The sequence below is a fragment of the Microcoleus sp. D3_18_C4 genome, from assembly GCF_036702355.1.
In the GTDB taxonomy this organism is placed as follows: domain Bacteria; phylum Cyanobacteriota; class Cyanobacteriia; order Cyanobacteriales; family Microcoleaceae; genus Microcoleus.
On sequence record NZ_JAUBTF010000077.1, the window covers coordinates 1 to 17,303 of the forward strand.

The 17,303-nt window shown below is 45.5% G+C and carries 21 protein-coding genes; 12 read left to right on the forward strand and 9 right to left on the reverse strand.

From position 1 onward, the window contains the following. Positions 1–69: 69 nt before the first annotated feature. Together QUA90_RS26515 and QUA90_RS26520 are read right to left on the reverse strand one after the other, a co-directional pair. A complete protein-coding gene (locus QUA90_RS26515) occupies positions 70–711 on the reverse strand; it encodes a hypothetical protein (RefSeq protein WP_333448356.1) in 642 nt (213 codons plus the stop codon). Between the two features lie 268 nt (positions 712–979). Continuing rightward, on the reverse strand, positions 980–1,558 hold the full coding sequence (locus QUA90_RS26520; RefSeq protein WP_333448357.1) for an HAD family hydrolase: 579 nt from the start codon (positions 1,556–1,558) through the stop codon (positions 980–982). Positions 1,559–1,736: 178 nt separating this feature from the next. Between QUA90_RS26520 and QUA90_RS26525 the strand changes: the two genes are divergently transcribed. After that, positions 1,737–2,255 (forward strand): hypothetical protein, encoded by a 519-nt coding sequence (locus QUA90_RS26525; protein ID WP_333326841.1) that lies wholly within the window; start codon positions 1,737–1,739, stop codon positions 2,253–2,255. On the opposite strand, the gene QUA90_RS26530 is transcribed toward QUA90_RS26525, so the two are convergent. Continuing rightward, a complete protein-coding gene (locus QUA90_RS26530; protein ID WP_333448358.1) occupies positions 2,226–3,035 on the reverse strand; it encodes a hypothetical protein in 810 nt (269 codons plus the stop codon). The genes QUA90_RS26525 and QUA90_RS26530 overlap by 30 nt on opposite strands. Positions 3,036–3,526: 491 nt before the next feature. Here QUA90_RS26530 and QUA90_RS26535 point away from each other — a divergent pair, with 491 nt between their 5' ends. The 3 genes from QUA90_RS26535 to QUA90_RS26545 all read left to right on the forward strand — a co-directional run bounded on the left by QUA90_RS26535 (position 3,527) and on the right by QUA90_RS26545 (position 5,992). Next, complete coding sequence (locus tag QUA90_RS26535; RefSeq protein ID WP_333448359.1) at positions 3,527–4,231, forward strand: site-specific integrase; 705 nt, start codon at positions 3,527–3,529, stop codon at positions 4,229–4,231. A gap of 204 nt (positions 4,232–4,435) precedes the next feature. After that, complete coding sequence (locus tag QUA90_RS26540) at positions 4,436–5,350, forward strand: GIY-YIG nuclease family protein (protein ID WP_333448360.1); 915 nt, start codon at positions 4,436–4,438, stop codon at positions 5,348–5,350. Between the two features lie 225 nt (positions 5,351–5,575). Further along, positions 5,576–5,992: a DUF3024 domain-containing protein gene (locus QUA90_RS26545; RefSeq protein ID WP_172189454.1), complete on the forward strand. Its 417-nt coding sequence runs from the start codon at positions 5,576–5,578 to the stop codon at positions 5,990–5,992. 204 nt (positions 5,993–6,196) lie between these two features. Here QUA90_RS26545 and QUA90_RS26550 read toward each other — a convergent pair whose 3' ends face one another. Further along, positions 6,197–7,462, reverse strand: coding sequence for an alpha-L-fucosidase (locus QUA90_RS26550; protein WP_333448361.1), 1,266 nt, complete (start codon positions 7,460–7,462; stop codon positions 6,197–6,199). 132 nt (positions 7,463–7,594) lie between these two features. Here QUA90_RS26550 and QUA90_RS26555 point away from each other — a divergent pair, with 132 nt between their 5' ends. The 4 genes from QUA90_RS26555 to QUA90_RS26570 all read left to right on the forward strand — a co-directional run bounded on the left by QUA90_RS26555 (position 7,595) and on the right by QUA90_RS26570 (position 9,909). Then, positions 7,595–7,957, forward strand: coding sequence for a DOPA 4,5-dioxygenase family protein (locus QUA90_RS26555; RefSeq protein WP_333326862.1), 363 nt, complete (start codon positions 7,595–7,597; stop codon positions 7,955–7,957). 154 nt (positions 7,958–8,111) lie between these two features. Next, entirely contained in the window at positions 8,112–8,615 is a 504-nt protein-coding gene (locus QUA90_RS26560; RefSeq protein ID WP_333326864.1) for a hypothetical protein, read from the forward strand. A gap of 175 nt (positions 8,616–8,790) precedes the next feature. Next, complete coding sequence (locus QUA90_RS26565) at positions 8,791–9,042, forward strand: hypothetical protein (RefSeq protein ID WP_333448362.1); 252 nt, start codon at positions 8,791–8,793, stop codon at positions 9,040–9,042. A gap of 276 nt (positions 9,043–9,318) precedes the next feature. After that, on the forward strand, positions 9,319–9,909 hold the full coding sequence (locus QUA90_RS26570; RefSeq protein ID WP_333448363.1) for a class I SAM-dependent methyltransferase: 591 nt from the start codon (positions 9,319–9,321) through the stop codon (positions 9,907–9,909). Between the two features lie 342 nt (positions 9,910–10,251). On the opposite strand, the gene QUA90_RS26575 is transcribed toward QUA90_RS26570, so the two are convergent. From QUA90_RS26575 to QUA90_RS26590, 4 genes are all read right to left on the reverse strand, one after another. Next, positions 10,252–11,334, reverse strand: coding sequence for an NADP-dependent oxidoreductase (locus QUA90_RS26575; RefSeq protein WP_333448389.1), 1,083 nt, complete (start codon positions 11,332–11,334; stop codon positions 10,252–10,254). 170 nt (positions 11,335–11,504) lie between these two features. After that, positions 11,505–12,347 carry an aldo/keto reductase gene (locus tag QUA90_RS26580; protein WP_333448364.1) on the reverse strand — a complete coding sequence of 281 codons (843 nt, stop codon included), beginning with the start codon at positions 12,345–12,347 and terminating at the stop codon, positions 11,505–11,507. Positions 12,348–12,520: 173 nt separating this feature from the next. Further along, complete coding sequence (locus QUA90_RS26585) at positions 12,521–12,862, reverse strand: pyridoxamine 5'-phosphate oxidase family protein (RefSeq protein WP_333448365.1); 342 nt, start codon at positions 12,860–12,862, stop codon at positions 12,521–12,523. Positions 12,863–13,118: 256 nt separating this feature from the next. After that, positions 13,119–13,304: an EamA family transporter gene (locus tag QUA90_RS26590; protein ID WP_333448366.1), complete on the reverse strand. Its 186-nt coding sequence runs from the start codon at positions 13,302–13,304 to the stop codon at positions 13,119–13,121. A gap of 362 nt (positions 13,305–13,666) precedes the next feature. On the opposite strand from QUA90_RS26590, the gene QUA90_RS26595 reads away from it, so the two are divergent. Next, the gene (locus QUA90_RS26595) at positions 13,667–14,017 is read left to right on the forward strand and encodes a hypothetical protein (protein WP_333448367.1); all 351 of its coding nucleotides are present in this window, start codon (positions 13,667–13,669) and stop codon (positions 14,015–14,017) included. After that, entirely contained in the window at positions 14,004–14,162 is a 159-nt protein-coding gene (locus QUA90_RS26600) for a hypothetical protein (RefSeq protein ID WP_333448368.1), read from the forward strand. The genes QUA90_RS26595 and QUA90_RS26600 overlap by 14 nt, the downstream gene beginning before the upstream one ends. A gap of 20 nt (positions 14,163–14,182) precedes the next feature. Here QUA90_RS26600 and QUA90_RS26605 read toward each other — a convergent pair whose 3' ends face one another. Beyond that, positions 14,183–14,680 carry a hypothetical protein gene (locus tag QUA90_RS26605; RefSeq protein WP_333448369.1) on the reverse strand — a complete coding sequence of 166 codons (498 nt, stop codon included), beginning with the start codon at positions 14,678–14,680 and terminating at the stop codon, positions 14,183–14,185. An 824-nt stretch (positions 14,681–15,504) separates the two neighbouring features. Here QUA90_RS26605 and QUA90_RS26610 point away from each other — a divergent pair. Further along, on the forward strand, positions 15,505–16,794 hold the full coding sequence (locus QUA90_RS26610; RefSeq protein ID WP_333448370.1) for a tetratricopeptide repeat protein: 1,290 nt from the start codon (positions 15,505–15,507) through the stop codon (positions 16,792–16,794). Further along, entirely contained in the window at positions 16,773–17,129 is a 357-nt protein-coding gene (locus QUA90_RS26615; RefSeq protein WP_333326878.1) for a hypothetical protein, read from the forward strand. Before QUA90_RS26610 ends, QUA90_RS26615 begins: the two co-directional genes overlap by 22 nt. Positions 17,130–17,303 lie beyond the last annotated feature (174 nt).

The following is a 17,303-nucleotide window of genomic DNA, read 5'->3' on the forward strand; positions in this document are numbered from 1 at the left end:
GCCGGATGCGGGGAAACCAGCACGTCCGGATCTAACTGAGAGGTGCGGAGGATAATACCTCCCATCGACTCAACCAACGCAGCGATCGCCCCCATCGGGAAATTTCTCGTTCAAACTCAGATTGAAATAATACTGACACCAAAATTCTGCTATCTCCAACAACCTGGGTACAGATTCAGCCACGATACCCGAACCCGACTGCAATCCATAGCCTTCTACATATTCTCTAGCTAGTTTGTAAGCCCAATAGGGAAAATCTGTCTCTACAAAACACCGTAGTGCATACTCTAGCTTGAGTAAATCTCCGCTGCGGACAAAACGCACCGTTGCCCATCTAAAATTACGGTAGTCATCCCCTTGCACCCCATCAATGTCTCTCAATAAGTTTCTGAGAGATTGCCTGCTTTCGTAACTAGGACTTTCTAAGTAACTTTGCATCAGTGTGATTGCTTCCTCCACTAACTGTTGTTGCTGTTCCCATTCTTCATCCGTGAAATGTTCGGGACAATTCGCCCGCTCCATCTGTTGCTGCACCAGTCGAGCAATGTAGAGCGCAAACTTTTCGGCAGCAACTTCATCAGTGCACAGACTTTTGATACTCGTCAACCTGGTTATTGGTATAGCAAGTCGAGCTTTTTCAACTTCCTTAGTAGCTTGAATCCACTTTTTGATTTTATTGGCAGTAGCACGTTGTTGGTTGTTTTGTTTCATGCTTAATGATACGGTGTACCAGTTTTATCGTCTATCTCAAGATTATACAAAAAGCTATCACTATACATGGCTATTGGGGGGAGCGAAGTGCATTAGCTAAGCTAACGAAGAGGAGCGCTCTCAACACGGCCTCGCCACCACTCTACTTTTAAGTGTGTATAAGTAGGTGGTCATAATTCAAGTAAAATATAGACAAATCTAGAAAATGAGGATGAATCTATGCCGACCTATAGGTACAGCAGTGCTACTAACCCGCTCGTACCCCGATTCACAATGAATTACTTTTACTATTGATAATGTGTGAGGCGCTGTAGAGGTCGGGAACAATGTAGTGAGGGAGGCGCTCTGCGCTTTGCAGCAGCGCAGAGCTATCGCGATTAAACTCCTCTAATGTTTCATTGCCGCCGTCAATTAAAATTGTTCGGCATCCTGCCCGATAACCCGCTTCAGCATCGTTCAGGGTGTTGCCAATGAACCAAGACGCGGCTAAATCAATACCCAGCTCGTGAGCTGCTTTCTGAACCATTCCTGGCTTCGGCTTGCGGCAATCACAATCTGCTGATTTATCATGAGGGCAGTAGTAAAACCCATCTAAAATAATGTTACTCTCTCTAAACAGGGTATCAAGTTCGTGTAGGTACAAAATTAGCTCTTGTTCAGAGAAATAACCTCGTGCTATACCCGATTGATTGGTGATGACCAACAACTTGTACCCAAGTTCCGACAATAGGCGTAATGCCGCAACTGCATTACTGACTAGGACAATCTTCTTCGGGTCAACGTTGCAGGGGACATCGACCACTAAGGTTCCGTCTTTGTCTAAAAAGACTGCTTTTTTTAATGCCATGATACTGATTTATTTGATACAAGCGCTTCAAAATTACGCAATTTCGCGTATTGTAACGGATTTGTGATATAAACCTGCCAACCCCTCACCCACCTCATTAAGAAATCCCCGCCTGCCGATGCAGCAATGCAGTAAGTATGCAAGACTTTGGAGCGTCGGGTCGAGTATACACGCCTGCATGAAGATAGAACGGCACGGGCAGGCCAAGATATTCACGCAACAAGAAATCGAGCTGCTGTTCAACAAAGGTTTGCAAACCGATCGCGATCGCACCTTGTTTGGCGTGTGCCTCTACACCGCCTGCCGCATCGCCGAAGCGTGTTCACTGTCCGTTGCAGATATTGGCGTTGCTGATTTACGGTATGAAAGACTAAATATGCAAATCATAGAAACCAGTATCCACAAAGCTTCTGGATTTTCAACTTATTTTTTTCATACCCTGATTAAGCAACGCCCGCCCAGATATTTATACGCGCCTTGGGGAAAGTCCGCCCCGAAATCAACGGACGCAAGGGCAACACCAAGGGCAAACTCCAAACCCGCACCATTCCCGCAATCGAAGACTTGCGAAGCCTCCTGGCAGCTTGGAAACCGAACGCCCGCAAGACATATTAATGCTGCGGTAAATGAGTTCACCCCTAAGTTAAACTTAAACAAGTTATTTACATCATTTCCTAAATGGGTTGTAGCGACGTAAGATAAACAAATAAGGATAAACAATTACAGAGCCTATCAATAAATAAATCTGGAACGCTTTAAAGGCTATAAATTCTAATGCTGATTCTTTTTCTCTTTGTATTTTAACTGGCTGGGAACTGCTCAATGCGTTTTCTAAATTAATTATTGTGTTTGGACTGGAATCGTTCGCAGAGAGGGTATATTGGATTTCTTCAATCAGGGAGTTTATATTACCAGGATCTGCCTGAATAAAAGCATCAACACCACTTGCGGAGAATCTCTCCCGGTCACTTGCCATGAATTGACCGCCCCATTTTAAAATAATGGGAATTTGTGCGGTTTTTGGGTTAGATTTTAACAGCCGGATATTTTCCGTCCAATTCACTTCTCTATATTTACCCCCATAACCACTATTAACTATAATTATATCCACTTGTTTATTAGTTGCGAGTTGCATTACGGTTTCTACGTCAAACCCATAATATACAACAAAAGTGGATTTAAACCTAAATGTTTTCGCTACCACACTAAAATTAAACCAATTATCTTCAATTATTAAAACTTTTGTTGAGGTTTTAAGTTGTTCAGGTTCATCAATCTCTGCGATAGCACAACGGTTTATAGGATGAAAATTAAAAATAGCAATTATTTTTAGATTCTCATTCTGAAAACCCAGTAAATCATACCAGGCTAGTGCAGGAAATGAACAATAAACTAAATTCCAGTGACAGGAGTTGTTATCTGGCTCACAGACCAGTAATTTGACATAACAAAGCCATAAAGAAAATTCAGTATTCATTTTTTTATACTTAATCCGCTACTTGTATTTATAAACAACTTGGTGCTTTTAACAATACCTATTTAACTTTTACTGGGTTCTCAATTTGGCAACGGGTTAGGTTACGCAGGTTTAGCTTGTCCAGGAATAACCTTACCTTTGCCCAAAATATTTAGATGTCGAGTTCTCAATTAATGCGCTCGCTTTTGATTGAAGCCAAGTATGTAACTGTTTGATCGACTAAAACATCTCATCCAATAAATCGGTAACGTCTCCTTGGTCGCGACCCCGGTTATTATCGTAAATCATCAGCGTGTTGAGGTTCCTGTGCCTGCTGAGTTTCTGAACCTTCCGCACATTCCCATCTGTTGCGTCCAGTGCCGCCGTGATAGCTGTCTGTATTCTACGCCCCCCATCCCGACCTGGAACCGCGTTAAGAAATCCCTCAGACAGGTGCAGTAATGCAACAAATATGCCAGACTTTCAAGCGTCAGGTCGGGTATACACCAAGCATGAAGATAGAACGGCACGGGCAAGCCAAAATACTCACGCAACAGGAAATCGAACTGCTGTTCAACGAAGGGTTGCAGACTCCTCGCGATCGCACCTTGTTCGGAGTTTGTCTCTACACCGCCTGCCGCATTGCCGAAGCTTGTTCCCTGATGGTCAAGGATATCTACACGAACAGGGGTACAGTCCGCTCTACAATCAACTTCCGCAAAGCCAACACCAAAGGCCAACTCCAAACCCGAACGATTCCGGTAATAGAGGATTTGCGAAGTCTCCTAACATCTTGGCGTTCCCACGCGGGTCAGACTTATTTATTCCCCGGCCGCCACCCTTCCCACCATTGGCATCACCTGCACCCCGACTCAGCGGACAAGATTTTGAGAAAAGCGTTCGAGCGCGCCGGCATCGAGGGAGCCTCCACCCACAGCTTCAGAAGAACCGCCCTAACTCAAATGAGTAACGCGGGAATTCCACTGCGGATTATTCAAGAAATCAGCGGTCACAGTAACCTAGAACAGTTGCAGCACTACCTAGAAGTGAAGCCAGAGCAAGTCAAAGGAGCGATCGCCAGTCTTTCGATGCTTTCCTACACCGGAAAAGCTACATTTCCCGGTCTAGAGCATGAATTGCCCGCTGTGCCGTTACCGAGAGAGCAACTGTCACAAGCCCCATCCGACTCGGAGCCTGAAGAAATTCCCGACTGGTGACGGGCAATTTTAGATTTTAGATTTTAGATTTTAGATTTTAGATTTGGGATGCCAAGGATTAAGGTCGCGCATCAAGAGCATCGAGTGCAAGCGAGCTTTCTCTCCCAAGGCAGAAGCCCTAATCCCTGGATTTGTTGTTAGAATCGTCGGTCATGTGGAGCGGGTGCACCTGCGAAAACCTGCTTAAAGGAGAATTCAAGAGCGATGTGGCTAAAATACGGTGTTGCTCCCGGCGGCGAGCTGGCGGGCATTGATGAGGTTGTGCGCGGAAAAACGAATCTCGCTTGTCTCTACTGCGGTGGCGGATTGACAGCAAAAAAGGGGAAAGTGAAAGAACATCACTTCGCGCACACCGGGGAGACTTGCAAACCAGTGTCACAGCGGATTAAAACCAAAGCTTTCCCCGCGCTTCCCCTCTACGACAACTTCAACATCCAGCTTAAGGGTGAGGAATTGGAGCAATTGAAAGTGCTGTGGAAAGAGTACGGGGCCCAAAAGCGATCGATTCCCAGAGACTTGGTAAACTTTCGGTGGGAACTCAAAGGATTGGTGGAGTCGTCGGGCGATGGCTACGCCCCGTTCCTACGCACTTATCACTTTACCGACTTGGGTAAAATCCCCGTCGGCGCGCTTCCCCTGGCGCTGTTCAACAAAGTCCAAGAACCTTTGCTGCTGTCGGAGCTGGCTTCATTGGAAGGTTCTGTAGAGATTGCGGAAGCTGCGGGGTTATCTTGTTTGGATGAACGGCGGGCTGATTTGCTGATTTATCGAGCACAGCTTCGTCGGATTCTAATCAATTCGCTCTACTTTCTGGAAGTCAAAGCGGACGGGAACACGTTCTATAAAATTGGCATTACTACTCGATCGATCGAGGAGAGAATCGCCGAAGTGCAGCGGGATGTCAGAGCGCATTACTCGGATGTGGTTGTCAATTTGCTGGGATTGTGGGAACATCGGGGGAATGTGGAGCTGTACTTCAAACACCGGTATCAACCCTTTAACTATCGGATTGGCAAGCTAACGGAGTATTTTGCGTTTCCGAACGTCAAGGTCGTACTGCAAGATTTGTATGAGATGGAGTCCAAAGTGCTGAGTAAGGCAGTTTTCAGGGAAAATTAAGTATTATTAATACGAGAGCGTGCTTGCTACAAATCATCCGCACCGCACCCAATCAAGGCATAGATTGCGCCGTTTGACAAAAGCAGCTCGCATTACTTGGAGGCTCACGCCGCCTTGATAAGTAGCCCAACAAAGGTTGTTGCAAGCAGCCACTACCTTCACAGTAGGTCGAACGATCGATTTTGTCGTTTCAATTCTACCTAGATAATCAGGAAAACAAATTCAATGGCAAAAAAAGCAAAAAAGCTCTGGCTTTCTTCTTCTGGCAAACAGTCTAAACCTACAGTGCCTGATACTGAGAAACAATTAATCGAACAAAAATGTAATGAGTTAATTCAAACAGAATTTAAGCCCAAATATATCGACTCTCCACCCACAGACCATGATTTCAACTATCGAACGGATATCTTTGGCAAGTGGTATCGCAACTATTTTTACTTCTGCTCAACTTATAATTGTCCGAGTCCGAGGGCGATTTCCCCGTCTTTTGAGTCTCGCTCCGCCCGCCTAGAATATGTTGGGCCAGATTGTTTTAATGTGGCCTACATGAGACATACGGGGCAATGGTGGGAAATTTTGCATGGTTTGTCTTTAGAAGAATGTTTATCGGAAATTAGAAACAATCCCCTGTTACATCCTTAATCGTTGCTCTAATTGGCAATCGTTCTTTTAATTATCGAATTGGCTCTCCTGATGTTCGTATTTTGTGTTTCCCGATGTCAAGGTTGTGTTGAACGATTTGTACGCAATGGAACCCAAAGTGCTGTCGGCTGCCCTCGTCGGATGCGATCTGCAACTGGGGTTGGAAGTGAAGAAGTGCGATCGCTACACTGGTTATATCTTGCTTTAAGTATCGTTGGCTGGAGCAATATCAACTGCAATCACCGTAGCATAGGGATTGAGAGCTTCTTCAGACACTTGAATCGTTAACTCCCCAAGAGGATCGGCACTTAACATAGAATCGACAATGGCACAGCGAGTTGAGTATTGTAATGATTCCCCTCCAGCGACTTTAGAAACGGCTTGAATCCGTTTTATAGGTACACCTCGTACTGTTACTGACTCGTAGGGCTTCATTAGCAAGAATAAGTAAAAGCGATCGCCCCGTCGAGTAGAAGGGCCGTAGAATTGCCAAGGTTCCAGTCCAGGCTGTGTTCCTACGATGCTCTGGGCATGAACAGCCATCCATTCTTCTACGAATTGCAACAATTCCAATTGTTCAGATTGAATCTGCCCATTGCCCATAGGACTGACATTCAATAGTAAATTGCCACCTTTACCTGCAACTTCACAGAGGGTATGAATAAGTTGGCGAGCTGACTTGAATTGGGTGTCCTGCGGGTTGTAACCCCAGCTTTCATTCAGAGTTAGGCAAGCTTCCCAAGTACGCGGAGGCGGTTGGGGAGGAATGAATTGTTCGCAGGTATCGAAGTCTCCAAATCCAGGGAGGCGATCGTTGATTAGCAAATGCGGTTGCAGCGAGCGAATCATTTCATGTAGCTCTCTAGCTTGCCATTGTTCTGGCTTTCGCTCCCAACCGCCATCAAACCAAAGCAAGTCAATCTTTCCGTAGTTGCTCAACAATTCTTTGACTTGAGCAAACATAAATTCTAGGTAACGCTCCCACGCTCGACTCGTCGGCTGTCGGAATTTCCCAAACTGATACGGTTTGTCGGTTTCTGTGAAAGCCGGGTAGTCAGGGTAATGCCAGTCAATCAAGGAAAAATACAACCCAATTCGCAAACCCTCCGCCCGCATCGCCTCCACAAATTCTCGGACAATATCTTTTTTGTACGGCGCATACTCGATAGAAAAGTCGGATTCCTGGGTATGAAATAAGGAAAATCCATCATGATGTTTAGCCGTCAAAATCACATACTGCATCCCCAAGCGTTTCGCTAAATGAGCCCAAGTTTGAGGGTTGTATTCAGTCGGATTGAAAGTTTGGGCGGTGCGGTGATAGTCTGCTACCGGGACATCTTGGCAGTACGGCAAGCTAAAGACGCCTCCGACCAACGGCCAAGATATTTCGTACCCACACTGGCTGCTATGACTCCAATGAACAAACATTCCCAATCGTGCTGTCTCAAACCAGTTATTTTCTTGAGTCATTGGTTCACCCTAAAATATAGGCGCTATTGTGAAAGAGTAATGTTTACTCGCAGGTAAAATTAATAAGCTAGGGTATACTTCTTTGTTGGATTTGGCTGCAATGAACCTCCCCATAATACCCCACTGAAAATCATGAAAGCAGACACCATCGAAATTGTTGGTTTTCACGCACATATTTACTTTGACAATGATAGCCGTGATGCTGCTGCGCGTGTACGCGAAGGATTGGCTCGGTTTGAGGTGCAGCTAGGGCGTTGGCACGACACACCCATTGGGCCCCACCCCCAAGCGATGTATCAAGTTGCGTTTTTACCCCCGCAGTTTGGCACAGTCGTTCCCTGGTTGATGCTCCATCGCGAGGAACTAAATATTCTCGTCCATCCCGAAACAGGAGATGATGTGGCAGACCATACAACACATTCTTTGTGGCTGGGAGAAAAACTAGAGCTGAATGTCGAAGTTCTGCGACCTAAAACGGCCAGCACCAGCTTTTAAGTCATCGTCTTTAGCGGTGGATTGTTCTATGTAGAGCAAACACTACTTGCTAGGTTCGGTAGTCCGCCAACTAAATTATTTGCTCAGAGATATCGTTGATTAATTAGTCAAATTAAGCTAATCTCTGGTAATCGTAATTTATTTGAACTCCAAAATGACAGTTAAAGCTATTTCTGCCACCATCCTTTTAGGTGCAATTCCACTTAGTGTTTACCAGCTACCCGACGGCGGTTACAAGGTCGATGCGATTGGGGTTATGAATGCGGTGGACAAGCAAAAACAATCGCTGACCCGCTTTATCAATGGAAACTCACCTTTAGCTCTGCCTTTTGGCGGATACAATTTTACACAAGCTCCAAGCATTCCAGTGGAAGGCAACGCTCAATTAATCAAGCCCATTCCCATTGCATTAGCTACGGCCTACTGGCTCAATGAAGCAACCAAAGGCAACGTGAAAGCCCAAGCTTTAGTTCAAGCTAGTATGGCAGAATCCATCGAACGGCGGGCTGATGCAGCATTCAGCATCAAGCGCACTGAATTTGAGTACAACGTGCGGTTTGGTAAATCCTTTGATTCGGTTATGTTGGAGAACCGAAAAGAGGTTATCGAACGGCGGCTTCCTGGTGACGATTTGTACTTGCCAGATGGAATTAACTGACCAGAAGTGCGATCGCTCCCAACACCTCAGTTTTGAGGAAAACCGAACCAAATCCCAACACCAACCCGTTCCCCAAATCTCGAATAGTGCGATCGTCAAACAATAACCTAGACGAACGCCACCTCCGATTTTTAATTCAGCTTCAGGGAACTAAGGCGCTGGGATGTCTGTGGCTATGGTTGAGACTGGGGGCGATCCTGGTCATGAAAGAGCCCGTCACACCTATGAAAAGGCGGGCTTCGAGCTATTCCCAGCCGCCAGATACTTCAAGAAGCTCGCTTGTGCAGATGTTAAGTCTCAAGGTTTACTTGGTGCTCTTTGGGCGATCGCACTCGTTCCAATACTCCGCCTTGACATGATTCGCGAAGGCTCTGCTTCCAGCAAGCGGCAAAGCCACATAGGAGTGGTAGATTGCGACATAGGTTAATGCTGGATAAGACCGATATAGAGGATATTATCAGCAAAAGTGACGAATAACCCAAGACTTCCAGGATAAACTATCATTCGCGATGGATAACACCCAAGAACCCGGACTTAACCTGCTTTCGTTTCTGTTTAATTCCTTAAAACTAGGATATTGTCTAACCAATATGATGGATGATCTACCCCCCGGTAAAGGTATTATCCAGCCTATCTGCGGTTGAATGCACAGTTATATTTTTTTGGCATCAAATGTGCTCATAGCAACAATTGGAGAAAACAGATGTGGGATGAAAGATACAGTGCCCAAGAGTACGTATACGGCACAAACCCGAACGAGTTTTTGGAAGCAAACGTCAACAGTATTCCAAAAGGTAAAGTTCTGAGCTTAGCCGAAGGAGAAGGGCGGAATGCCGTTTTCCTTGCGAAACAGGGTTACTCTGTAACCGCTGTAGATGCCTCTCTAGTTGGTTTGAATAAAGCCAAAAAGTTAGCCGAGGATAACGGGGTGGTTGTTGAGTTTATTCATGCTAATTTAGCAGATTATGATTTAGGCGAGAATCAATGGGACGGAATTGTATCTATATTTTGTCCATTGCCCTCTTCAATAAGAAAACAACTTCATAAAAAAGTTGAATCCGGGTTAAAGCAAAACGGTGTGTTTCTGCTTGAAGCTTATACACCCGATCAGTTGAAACATGGTACTGGCGGCGGAAATTCAGTAGATTCGATGCAATCTAAAGAATCTTTAAGCCTTGAGTTAGCTGGCTTAAAGTTTAGGCATCTAATTGAGCTAGAGCGTGATGTAGTAGAAGGTATTTATCACACTGGCATTGGCGCAGTAGTTCAGGCGATAGCATCAAAAGAAATATAACATTCTGGTGCAGCGGATTGCCTGAAGCCGATACGGTGAGATGCTTCAGATCCCAACAACCGCTGACTAGAACTGTTAGCTATCTTTGTACAGAGGTGTTGCACTCTCTGTGCACAGCCATTTGATGTTGTCCAATGAAGGCTAATCATTGGAGGTTTTAATTGGAACTTCTGGAAATTGCAGGTACGACCAATGCTGGGAAAGTAAAGTGTACTGCTAGATTTATAGTTTGAAATCTGATGCCAGCGATGGCATCCTATCCTTCAACCAAATAATGTCTAAGCGATGTCGGATTTCAACTTCTCAAATAATGAAGTAAGTACCCACTCAATTAGTGGCTACCTAGTCCAATTTTACCACCATTTTACCAACATTTTTGCCTTCAAAAAGACCGATGAACGCATCCACCGCTCGCTCGATTCCTACCACCACTGTTTCCTTGTTCTTCAGTTTGCCAGCTTGGAAATAGCCGCCCACTTCTTGTTCAAATTCACTCTGGCGATCGAGCCAATCCCTAACGATCAGCCCTTTCATCGTCAAGCGTTTGCCAATCATATTAAATAGATTGGAAGGGCCCGGCTGCGGTTTTTCATCGTTATAACCGGAGATGCTGCCACAAGCGATAATCCGACCATGCACCCGTAATGCCGAGAGCGCCGCTTCCAGCGTTTCGCCTCCTACATTATCGAAATAGACATCTATTCCGTCCGGTGCTGCCTGATTCAGTTGTTCGAGGACAGGGCCGGCCTTGTAATCGAAGGCGCTATCAAATCCGCATTCTTCCCGCAGAAACTTGATTTTTTCCATTGACCCAGCAGACCCGATGACATGGCATCCGCGCAATGAAGCCAGTTGTCCGGCGACATTTCCCACCGCGCCTGCTGCTCCCGAAACAAAAATAACATCGCCGGCTTTGACTTCTACCAAATTCAACCCAACCCAAGCAGTCATACCTGTCATGCCGAGGGCACCGAGGTAAACTGAGGGCGGTTGAATATCGCGGCTAACCTGATGCAAATCTTTTGGTGCAGCTATGAAGTATTCCCGCCAGCCATAGTTGGAAGTCACCACATCACCCGGCTTGAATTCCTGGGCACGAGACTTGATTACCTCACCGACCGCGCCGCCTTCGAGTGCTTTTCCTAACGTAAAGGATGGAACATAGGATTTCCCCTCGTTCATGCGACCGCGCATATATGGATCGACTGAAATGTAGAGATTGCGAACGAGCACTTGCCCATCTTGAAGTAGTTCTAGTTTGGTCTCGGCGATCGCAAAGTTATCTGCGGTAGGAATCCCCTTGGGGCGAGAGACTAGCTGAATCTCGCGGCTCACGATCTCTGTCATAATTTTCTCCTTATTGGGTAGATGTTCAGAACTCAATTGACTTAAGTTGTAGCGGTTGTTTTTATTTACTAAAGGCATGGATGCCAAACATCACTCGCGCCAAATCCTAACGATTGACCGTACTCATATCGGGGTAGCGATCGCCCATGGCAATTCCTAATGGCAGCGCTTTGGCGATTTGCTCTAGTTCTGCTTGAGTTAGCCCCGCAGCAGCAGCCGCAATGTTTTCTTCTAAATAGGTGCGACGTTTAGTGCCGCTTCATTGGCACAATGTCTTCGCCTTGGGCTAATACCCATGCCAGCGCCAACTGTCCGGCTGTGATACCCAATTCGGCTGCCATCTGCTCGATTTGCTCGACTAGCTCCAGATTTTGCTGGAGATTCTCGGTTTGCAAGCGAGGATATCGCCCGGCCCGATAGTCTCCTTCAGATAATGTGTCGAGGCTCTTGATTTTGCCTGTGAGAAACCCACGCCCCAGAGGGCTATAAGGCACAAATCCAATCCCTAGCTCTCGACAGGTGGGCAAAATCTCAGATTCTGGCTCCCGACTCCAGAGCGAATATTCAGTTTGGAGTGCGGAAATAGGATGCACTGCCATTGCACGGCGAATCGTGGCGCTCGCGGCTTCGGAAAGACCAAGGTAGCGAACTTTCCCGGCTTGGACGAGCTGCGCCATTGCGCCTACGGTTTCTTCGATGGGAGTGTTGGGATCGACTCGGTGCTGATAGTAAAGATCGATCGTATCTATGCCCAGACGCTTGAGACTGGCATCACAGCAAGAGCGGACATATTCGGGTTTGCCATTGACGCCCTTAAAGCTGCCGTCGCTACCGCGCACATTGCCAAACTTCGTGGCAATAATGACTCGATCTCGACAGTCTTTAATCGCTTTGCCGACCAACTCTTCATTGTGACCGACACCATACATATCAGCCGTATCGAGCAAAGTCACGCCTAACTCTAAGGCGCGATGAATAGTGGCGATCGATTCTGACTCATCGGTTGTTCCGTAGAACTCGGACATCCCCATACAGCCCAGTCCTAACTCTGAAACTACTAATCCTTGATTGCCGAGTTTTCGCTGTTTCATGATTTTTTCCTATTAGTCTAAAGTTCTTGACCTGTCGGACGGAGGATGATTTCATTCACATCAACATTACCGGGCTACTCAATCGCAAAGGCGATCGCACGGTCAATGGCATCTGCATCAATGGCGATCGCATAATGTTCATTCATGCTAGAACGTTTGAGGTATCTCGGTTCTTAGCGACTGCTGACTCCATCAGTTGTGCGTCCACTCATTTCACTCGCGTCGATGCGGTAGATTGCGATCGCTTCTGAACGTCCCTGAGCATCAATCCAGGTTCGATTGATAGCAGGTGACAGCGTGGGATTGCGTTCTTTAATCCAGTGCATTGCCCGATCAATGTCTTCCTGAACTGTGAGGCGGGAGGCTCGACCATTCACAATCACGCTGCGCCAATGAAGCGGCTCGCGTATTTCTTCAACCTGCAAACAAATTTCTGGATTTGCATCAAGATCGTGAGTCTTCATGCCTTCGGTTGTAAACAGGTAAATGTCCTCTTCTTCGAGATAATAATTCATTGGCATCACGTAGGGTGTGCCTTCGTGTATGCAGCTCCTGTATTTCTTGTGAACTCATTTCATCAATATCCAACATTACTATTCTCTTAAAAATTCAGTTGATTGGTAGTATTGAACAGAAATAATCCCGGCTTTACATCTGTCGTTAGATGGAGTCGATATGTGAAAGTCAATGATCCGAGTCAATAGCCTGTTGAGAAAACGAGCGCCTCACAAATCTTCTGCCCGCTTAATTGATGCTTTTTTACCAGCTACGCTAGCAACAACCAAATAGGCCGTGACTAGGGCGATCTACTCGGTGAGTTTCACCAAGCAAAATTGCCGAAGCCAGAATCGTCAAAAATGGTTGCAACAACTGAATTTGACCTAGCTGTGCAACTTCACCCATTGCCCTACCATGATACCAGGCAAAAAATGCGATAAATTGACTAAAAATACTCACATAAGCCAAACCAAACCAGGCACTCAGTGAAGCTATTAACTCTTGTTTTTAAACAACAAAAATTGTGGGTAAAACCTAGAAATAATCAAGAATCACCAATGCCCAACCAATAACTTGCCACCCACCTAAAACCTTAACTAATCGCTCACCTTCAGCATAGCCAAAATCAGTAGCAATTATCGAACCCAATAGCGCTAAATCTCCGAGCTGAAGCTGTCGGGCAGCGCTAATAATTCAAAAAAAGACAACCGTTATACTACCGACAATGCTAGCAATCCAAAAAGTGAAGTCACGATGATTGCCACCACCAACACCCCATTTGCGAGAAACTAAACCCAAACCAAAACCTCAACACCCCCGCCATGCCCAAAATGCCTGAGTGCGATCATTGCCTTTTGTACGCCCGCAACCCATACCTCGTCTGTGCCGTGCATCCCACAGGCCCCAACACCGATACTTGCCCCGACTTTCGAGAAGACCCTAACACCACATCAGAGGAACTGTGGGAACCCGAAGGTGCGAGCTACTACAACGGCGAACTCATTCTGCAACCGAGGCAACGGTGGACTTTGGAACAGCAGCTAGAGCTTTTGGATACCCACCCACTGTTTACAGGTCGGTGTCCCCAATGTGAAATGACTTATCCCCCGTATGAAACGCCCCCGGTGCATTGGGACTGCGTTCGTTGTGGGTGGATGGATGACTCGGTTTGAGAGCTGTTGGGATTGGGCGATCGTTGGTTTTATTGGCTGGACGGTGGGAATTGAGTTGGGGAAATTGGCTCTGCTGCTGTCACTTAAGGAAGAAGGAAAAGGGCTGCTAATTCTAAATTTGCGGTCTTCACTTCCCAGTCTTTAGTACAGTAGTGCAGCGTTTTCTCAAAGTTCGGTGAGGGCTTGTTCTGAAATTAGCCGGATTCGCTCGCACGCTTCCTCTGCCGTCATCGCCTCGGTGGTTTCCCACTCGGAAAAAGCTTCTTCCAGGGCTTCAGATAGTGCTTGTTGGTAGGCCTTGTTTTCGCGTTCGACTGCATTCAAAATTGCGCTGGCAAGCCTGTCAAAAGCATTGTGGTAAGCTACAAAACTATCGATTTGGCCTTGAATTGCCATCCCAAATAAAACGACTGCCAAGTGAAAGCGCCCTAAAAAATCGAGAAACCTTTGCTTGATTCCTTGAGGCGGTTCGATTAGATCGCGGGCAAAAACTGCGAGCAATTCTTGCGTTGGGGCGACAAGTTGTTCCCAGCGGCTTTCAACGATTGCAGCTAAATAATTGGCTTTGTGAGCCAGTTCCCCAAACCTCGAAGCGCTGGCGAACCGGCGCTGCTGGAATACCTGCCGAATTTCGGCTACGCTAATCGTGATGGTAGCTGGCACTTACTTGACCTCTGGCACTGCGAGTTGTTTGAAAAGCGATCACCTTTTCCAGGATACCGACTCGCAAGCAAAATGCGGACACTTGCCCCGACTTTCGAGAAAACCCCAACGCCGCAGCCGATGAACTGTGGGAACCCGAAGGGGCAAGCTACTACAACGACGAACTAATCCTGCAACGCCCGGCAGCGGTGAACACCAGAACAGCAGTTAGAGCTTTTGGATACCCACCCACTGTTTACTGGTCGGTGTCCCCAATGTGAAATGGCTTATCCCAAGTATGAAACGCTGCCTGTTCATTGGGATTGTTCGGAGTGCGGGTGGATGGATGATTCGGTGTGAGGCGATGGTTCGGAGCGGTTGAGCAATTCTTAGTTTTATTGGTTGCAGAGTCAGACTGTAGCTTAAATGAGTGTCACGTAAAAAAGCGACTGGTAAGGCATTGTGGGCAAAAGTTATCTTGATGGCATCGCTGATATTCAAGAGTTCGTTCGCCAAGCGATGTATTTTTTGATGCTGCCATTTCAGTATGCGAGCTGTCACCACCGCTCAATACTCCGGATCGTTTTTGGAACGATACTACAAGCTTACGCGGGGCAAGGCTCAGAAAAAAGTCGAATTAAATGCAACGAGCGGGGTGGAGCTGACATTGATTTAATTATCCACCGTAGCTCTAAGTCAAGCGAGAATAACCCATTGGACCATTGAAAAACTATCCGGACTATGGTATCTTAACTCAGGAAAAAAAGGCATTAGTTTCCAGTAAATAACCTCCTCCCTCGCACATAATAACAATCAAAGCGATTTACCTCAGTCAATTAGACATTATGACCAATTATTTAGAAACTATTATTGTACATTATGAAGAAACAATTAATGTGATCAAAGAGGCGAGAGCTTCTAATTCTATTAATAGCGAACAAATTATAAGAGCTTTAAATACACGAGATAGAGTGCAGATTGCTTTAAGAAAATCGAGATTTGTTTCTAGTAGCAAGATAAATAAACTTATAGAACTCGATGTAGCTATCAGGGAAGAGTTGCAAGTAATTCTTAACGCTACTAATAGCAACAAAATAATAGAACAATTGGCTCAGGGGCGTGAAACCCTAAAACCTTCACCAGAAGCTTGGTGGTGGAAATTAGAAAGCATTATATCTCCACATCCTTGGGATGATTGGGATTGGTTGTGGAAAGTTCTGACAGTTGCTGCTTGGGCTGGGAATGTCAGTTTATTGGTCAATATCGCAACTCGCTTTCTCGGTGGCGGAGTGGGATTAGCGGGAGTAGTTGCTGTTATTTTACCTAGTATTTTAACGTTGCTACAGGCTAGTAACGAATTTACTCAAGCAGGCCGCGAAGGTTTTGAGAAATTCCTTGAAAAGTTGAACCTTCCTAAACAATATCACGAAAGAACTAAGTTTGGTTCGACTATGATAATGTTAGGATTCTTGGTAATTTTTTGGTGTTCTTTACCTTTAATTTCTGAATTTTATAAACGTAAAGGATTTAGGAATTATCACGACAGTAATTTGGGAGAAGCAGAACAGGATTACTTAAAAGCGATTTCTCTAAATACCGATAATGTAGAAGCTCATTATAATTTAGCTAGTCTGTATGAGAAGTGGCAATATTGGGAGAAAGCGAAGAAAGAATATCAAATTGCTGTTGCAGGTAATTTACCAGATGCTTATAATAACTTAGGTCGTTTGTACATACAGGAAAAAAAATACCCCCAGGCAGCTTCTCTCCTGGCTAATGGTCTACAGTTAGCCCAGAAGCAAAACTCCACATCAGAAATTATGTATAGCTTGTTGAAAAATTTAGGTTGGGTTAGACTGGAACAAGGTAGGTATGAAGAAGCACAACAAACCCTACAAGTTGCCATCGGTATTACACAAAATCCACAGACAGTAAAATATATTGAGAATCAGGCATCAGCACATTGTTTATTGGCACAGGTACTGGATAAACAAAAGCAAGCATCTGCGTTGGAACAGTGGCAGAAATGCTGTCAACTTGGTTCTCGGCTTAATCCCGATGAAGATATCTGGTTGCATCTATCTCATCAAAAATTACATAAGGCAGGAAAAAAATGCGAAAACTCCAAACGTTGAGCTGGCTGGCTGGAATATCCTTCAGTCTATTTTTGATAAGTGTAGGAAGACCCGGAATTAGTCAGCAAAAGAACGTGGGTTTTATCTCTGAGATCAAAGAAAAGGTAGAAATTAAGCGAGATGGGCTCAAATACTACCAAAAAGCCTATGTTGGTGACAAAGTTAATTCTTTGGATAAATTGCGCTTGGAAAAAGGTGCATCGGCAAAAGTAATGTGCAATAACTTAGATATTTGGCATCTTAAGTCTCAAGGAGAATTCTTGGTTGATCAGGGCTGCCCATCTACAAAACAAACTGGCCGACCAGGCGAAGATAAACATCCAGCTCTGTTCTAGCTTGTCAAGGCATTTACAGTTTGCTTGTCGTTTTCTTGCGTCATTAGCCAACCATATGGGTGTTATCTGGTATTTCATCCATCATTACAGTGCATCGTTACTTGCTTAGCACTACCTTGATTTTTTAGACTACTCCCCCAATCTAGCAAGCTTAACAAAAGTTGTGTAGCCGCT

Excerpts from the sequence above, each read along its gene's own strand:
- QUA90_RS26545 (WP_172189454.1), top strand. The coding sequence starts at position 5,576 with ATGGCAAAAAAAGCAAAAAAGCTCTGGCTTTCTTCTTCTGGCAAACAG.
- QUA90_RS26515 (WP_333448356.1), bottom strand. The coding sequence starts at position 711 with ATGAAACAAAACAACCAACAACGTGCTACTGCCAATAAAATCAAAAAG.
- QUA90_RS26520 (WP_333448357.1), bottom strand. The coding sequence starts at position 1,558 with ATGGCATTAAAAAAAGCAGTCTTTTTAGACAAAGACGGAACCTTAGTG.
- QUA90_RS26615 (WP_333326878.1), top strand. The coding sequence starts at position 16,773 with ATGCGAAAACTCCAAACGTTGAGCTGGCTGGCTGGAATATCCTTCAGT.
- QUA90_RS26610 (WP_333448370.1), top strand. The coding sequence starts at position 15,505 with ATGACCAATTATTTAGAAACTATTATTGTACATTATGAAGAAACAATT.
- QUA90_RS26530 (WP_333448358.1), bottom strand. The coding sequence starts at position 3,035 with ATGAATACTGAATTTTCTTTATGGCTTTGTTATGTCAAATTACTGGTC.
- QUA90_RS26600 (WP_333448368.1), top strand. The coding sequence starts at position 14,004 with ATGACTCGGTTTGAGAGCTGTTGGGATTGGGCGATCGTTGGTTTTATT.
- QUA90_RS26525 (WP_333326841.1), top strand. The coding sequence starts at position 1,737 with ATGAAGATAGAACGGCACGGGCAGGCCAAGATATTCACGCAACAAGAA.
- QUA90_RS26535 (WP_333448359.1), top strand. The coding sequence starts at position 3,527 with ATGAAGATAGAACGGCACGGGCAAGCCAAAATACTCACGCAACAGGAA.
- QUA90_RS26565 (WP_333448362.1), top strand. The coding sequence starts at position 8,791 with ATGGTTGAGACTGGGGGCGATCCTGGTCATGAAAGAGCCCGTCACACC.
- QUA90_RS26570 (WP_333448363.1), top strand. The coding sequence starts at position 9,319 with ATGTGGGATGAAAGATACAGTGCCCAAGAGTACGTATACGGCACAAAC.
- QUA90_RS26595 (WP_333448367.1), top strand. The coding sequence starts at position 13,667 with ATGCCCAAAATGCCTGAGTGCGATCATTGCCTTTTGTACGCCCGCAAC.
- QUA90_RS26555 (WP_333326862.1), top strand. The coding sequence starts at position 7,595 with ATGAAAGCAGACACCATCGAAATTGTTGGTTTTCACGCACATATTTAC.
- QUA90_RS26575 (WP_333448389.1), bottom strand. The coding sequence starts at position 11,334 with ATGCCTTTAGTAAATAAAAACAACCGCTACAACTTAAGTCAATTGAGT.
- QUA90_RS26580 (WP_333448364.1), bottom strand. The coding sequence starts at position 12,347 with ATGAAACAGCGAAAACTCGGCAATCAAGGATTAGTAGTTTCAGAGTTA.
- QUA90_RS26585 (WP_333448365.1), bottom strand. The coding sequence starts at position 12,862 with ATGAATTATTATCTCGAAGAAGAGGACATTTACCTGTTTACAACCGAA.
- QUA90_RS26560 (WP_333326864.1), top strand. The coding sequence starts at position 8,112 with ATGACAGTTAAAGCTATTTCTGCCACCATCCTTTTAGGTGCAATTCCA.
- QUA90_RS26550 (WP_333448361.1), bottom strand. The coding sequence starts at position 7,462 with ATGACTCAAGAAAATAACTGGTTTGAGACAGCACGATTGGGAATGTTT.
- QUA90_RS26540 (WP_333448360.1), top strand. The coding sequence starts at position 4,436 with ATGTGGCTAAAATACGGTGTTGCTCCCGGCGGCGAGCTGGCGGGCATT.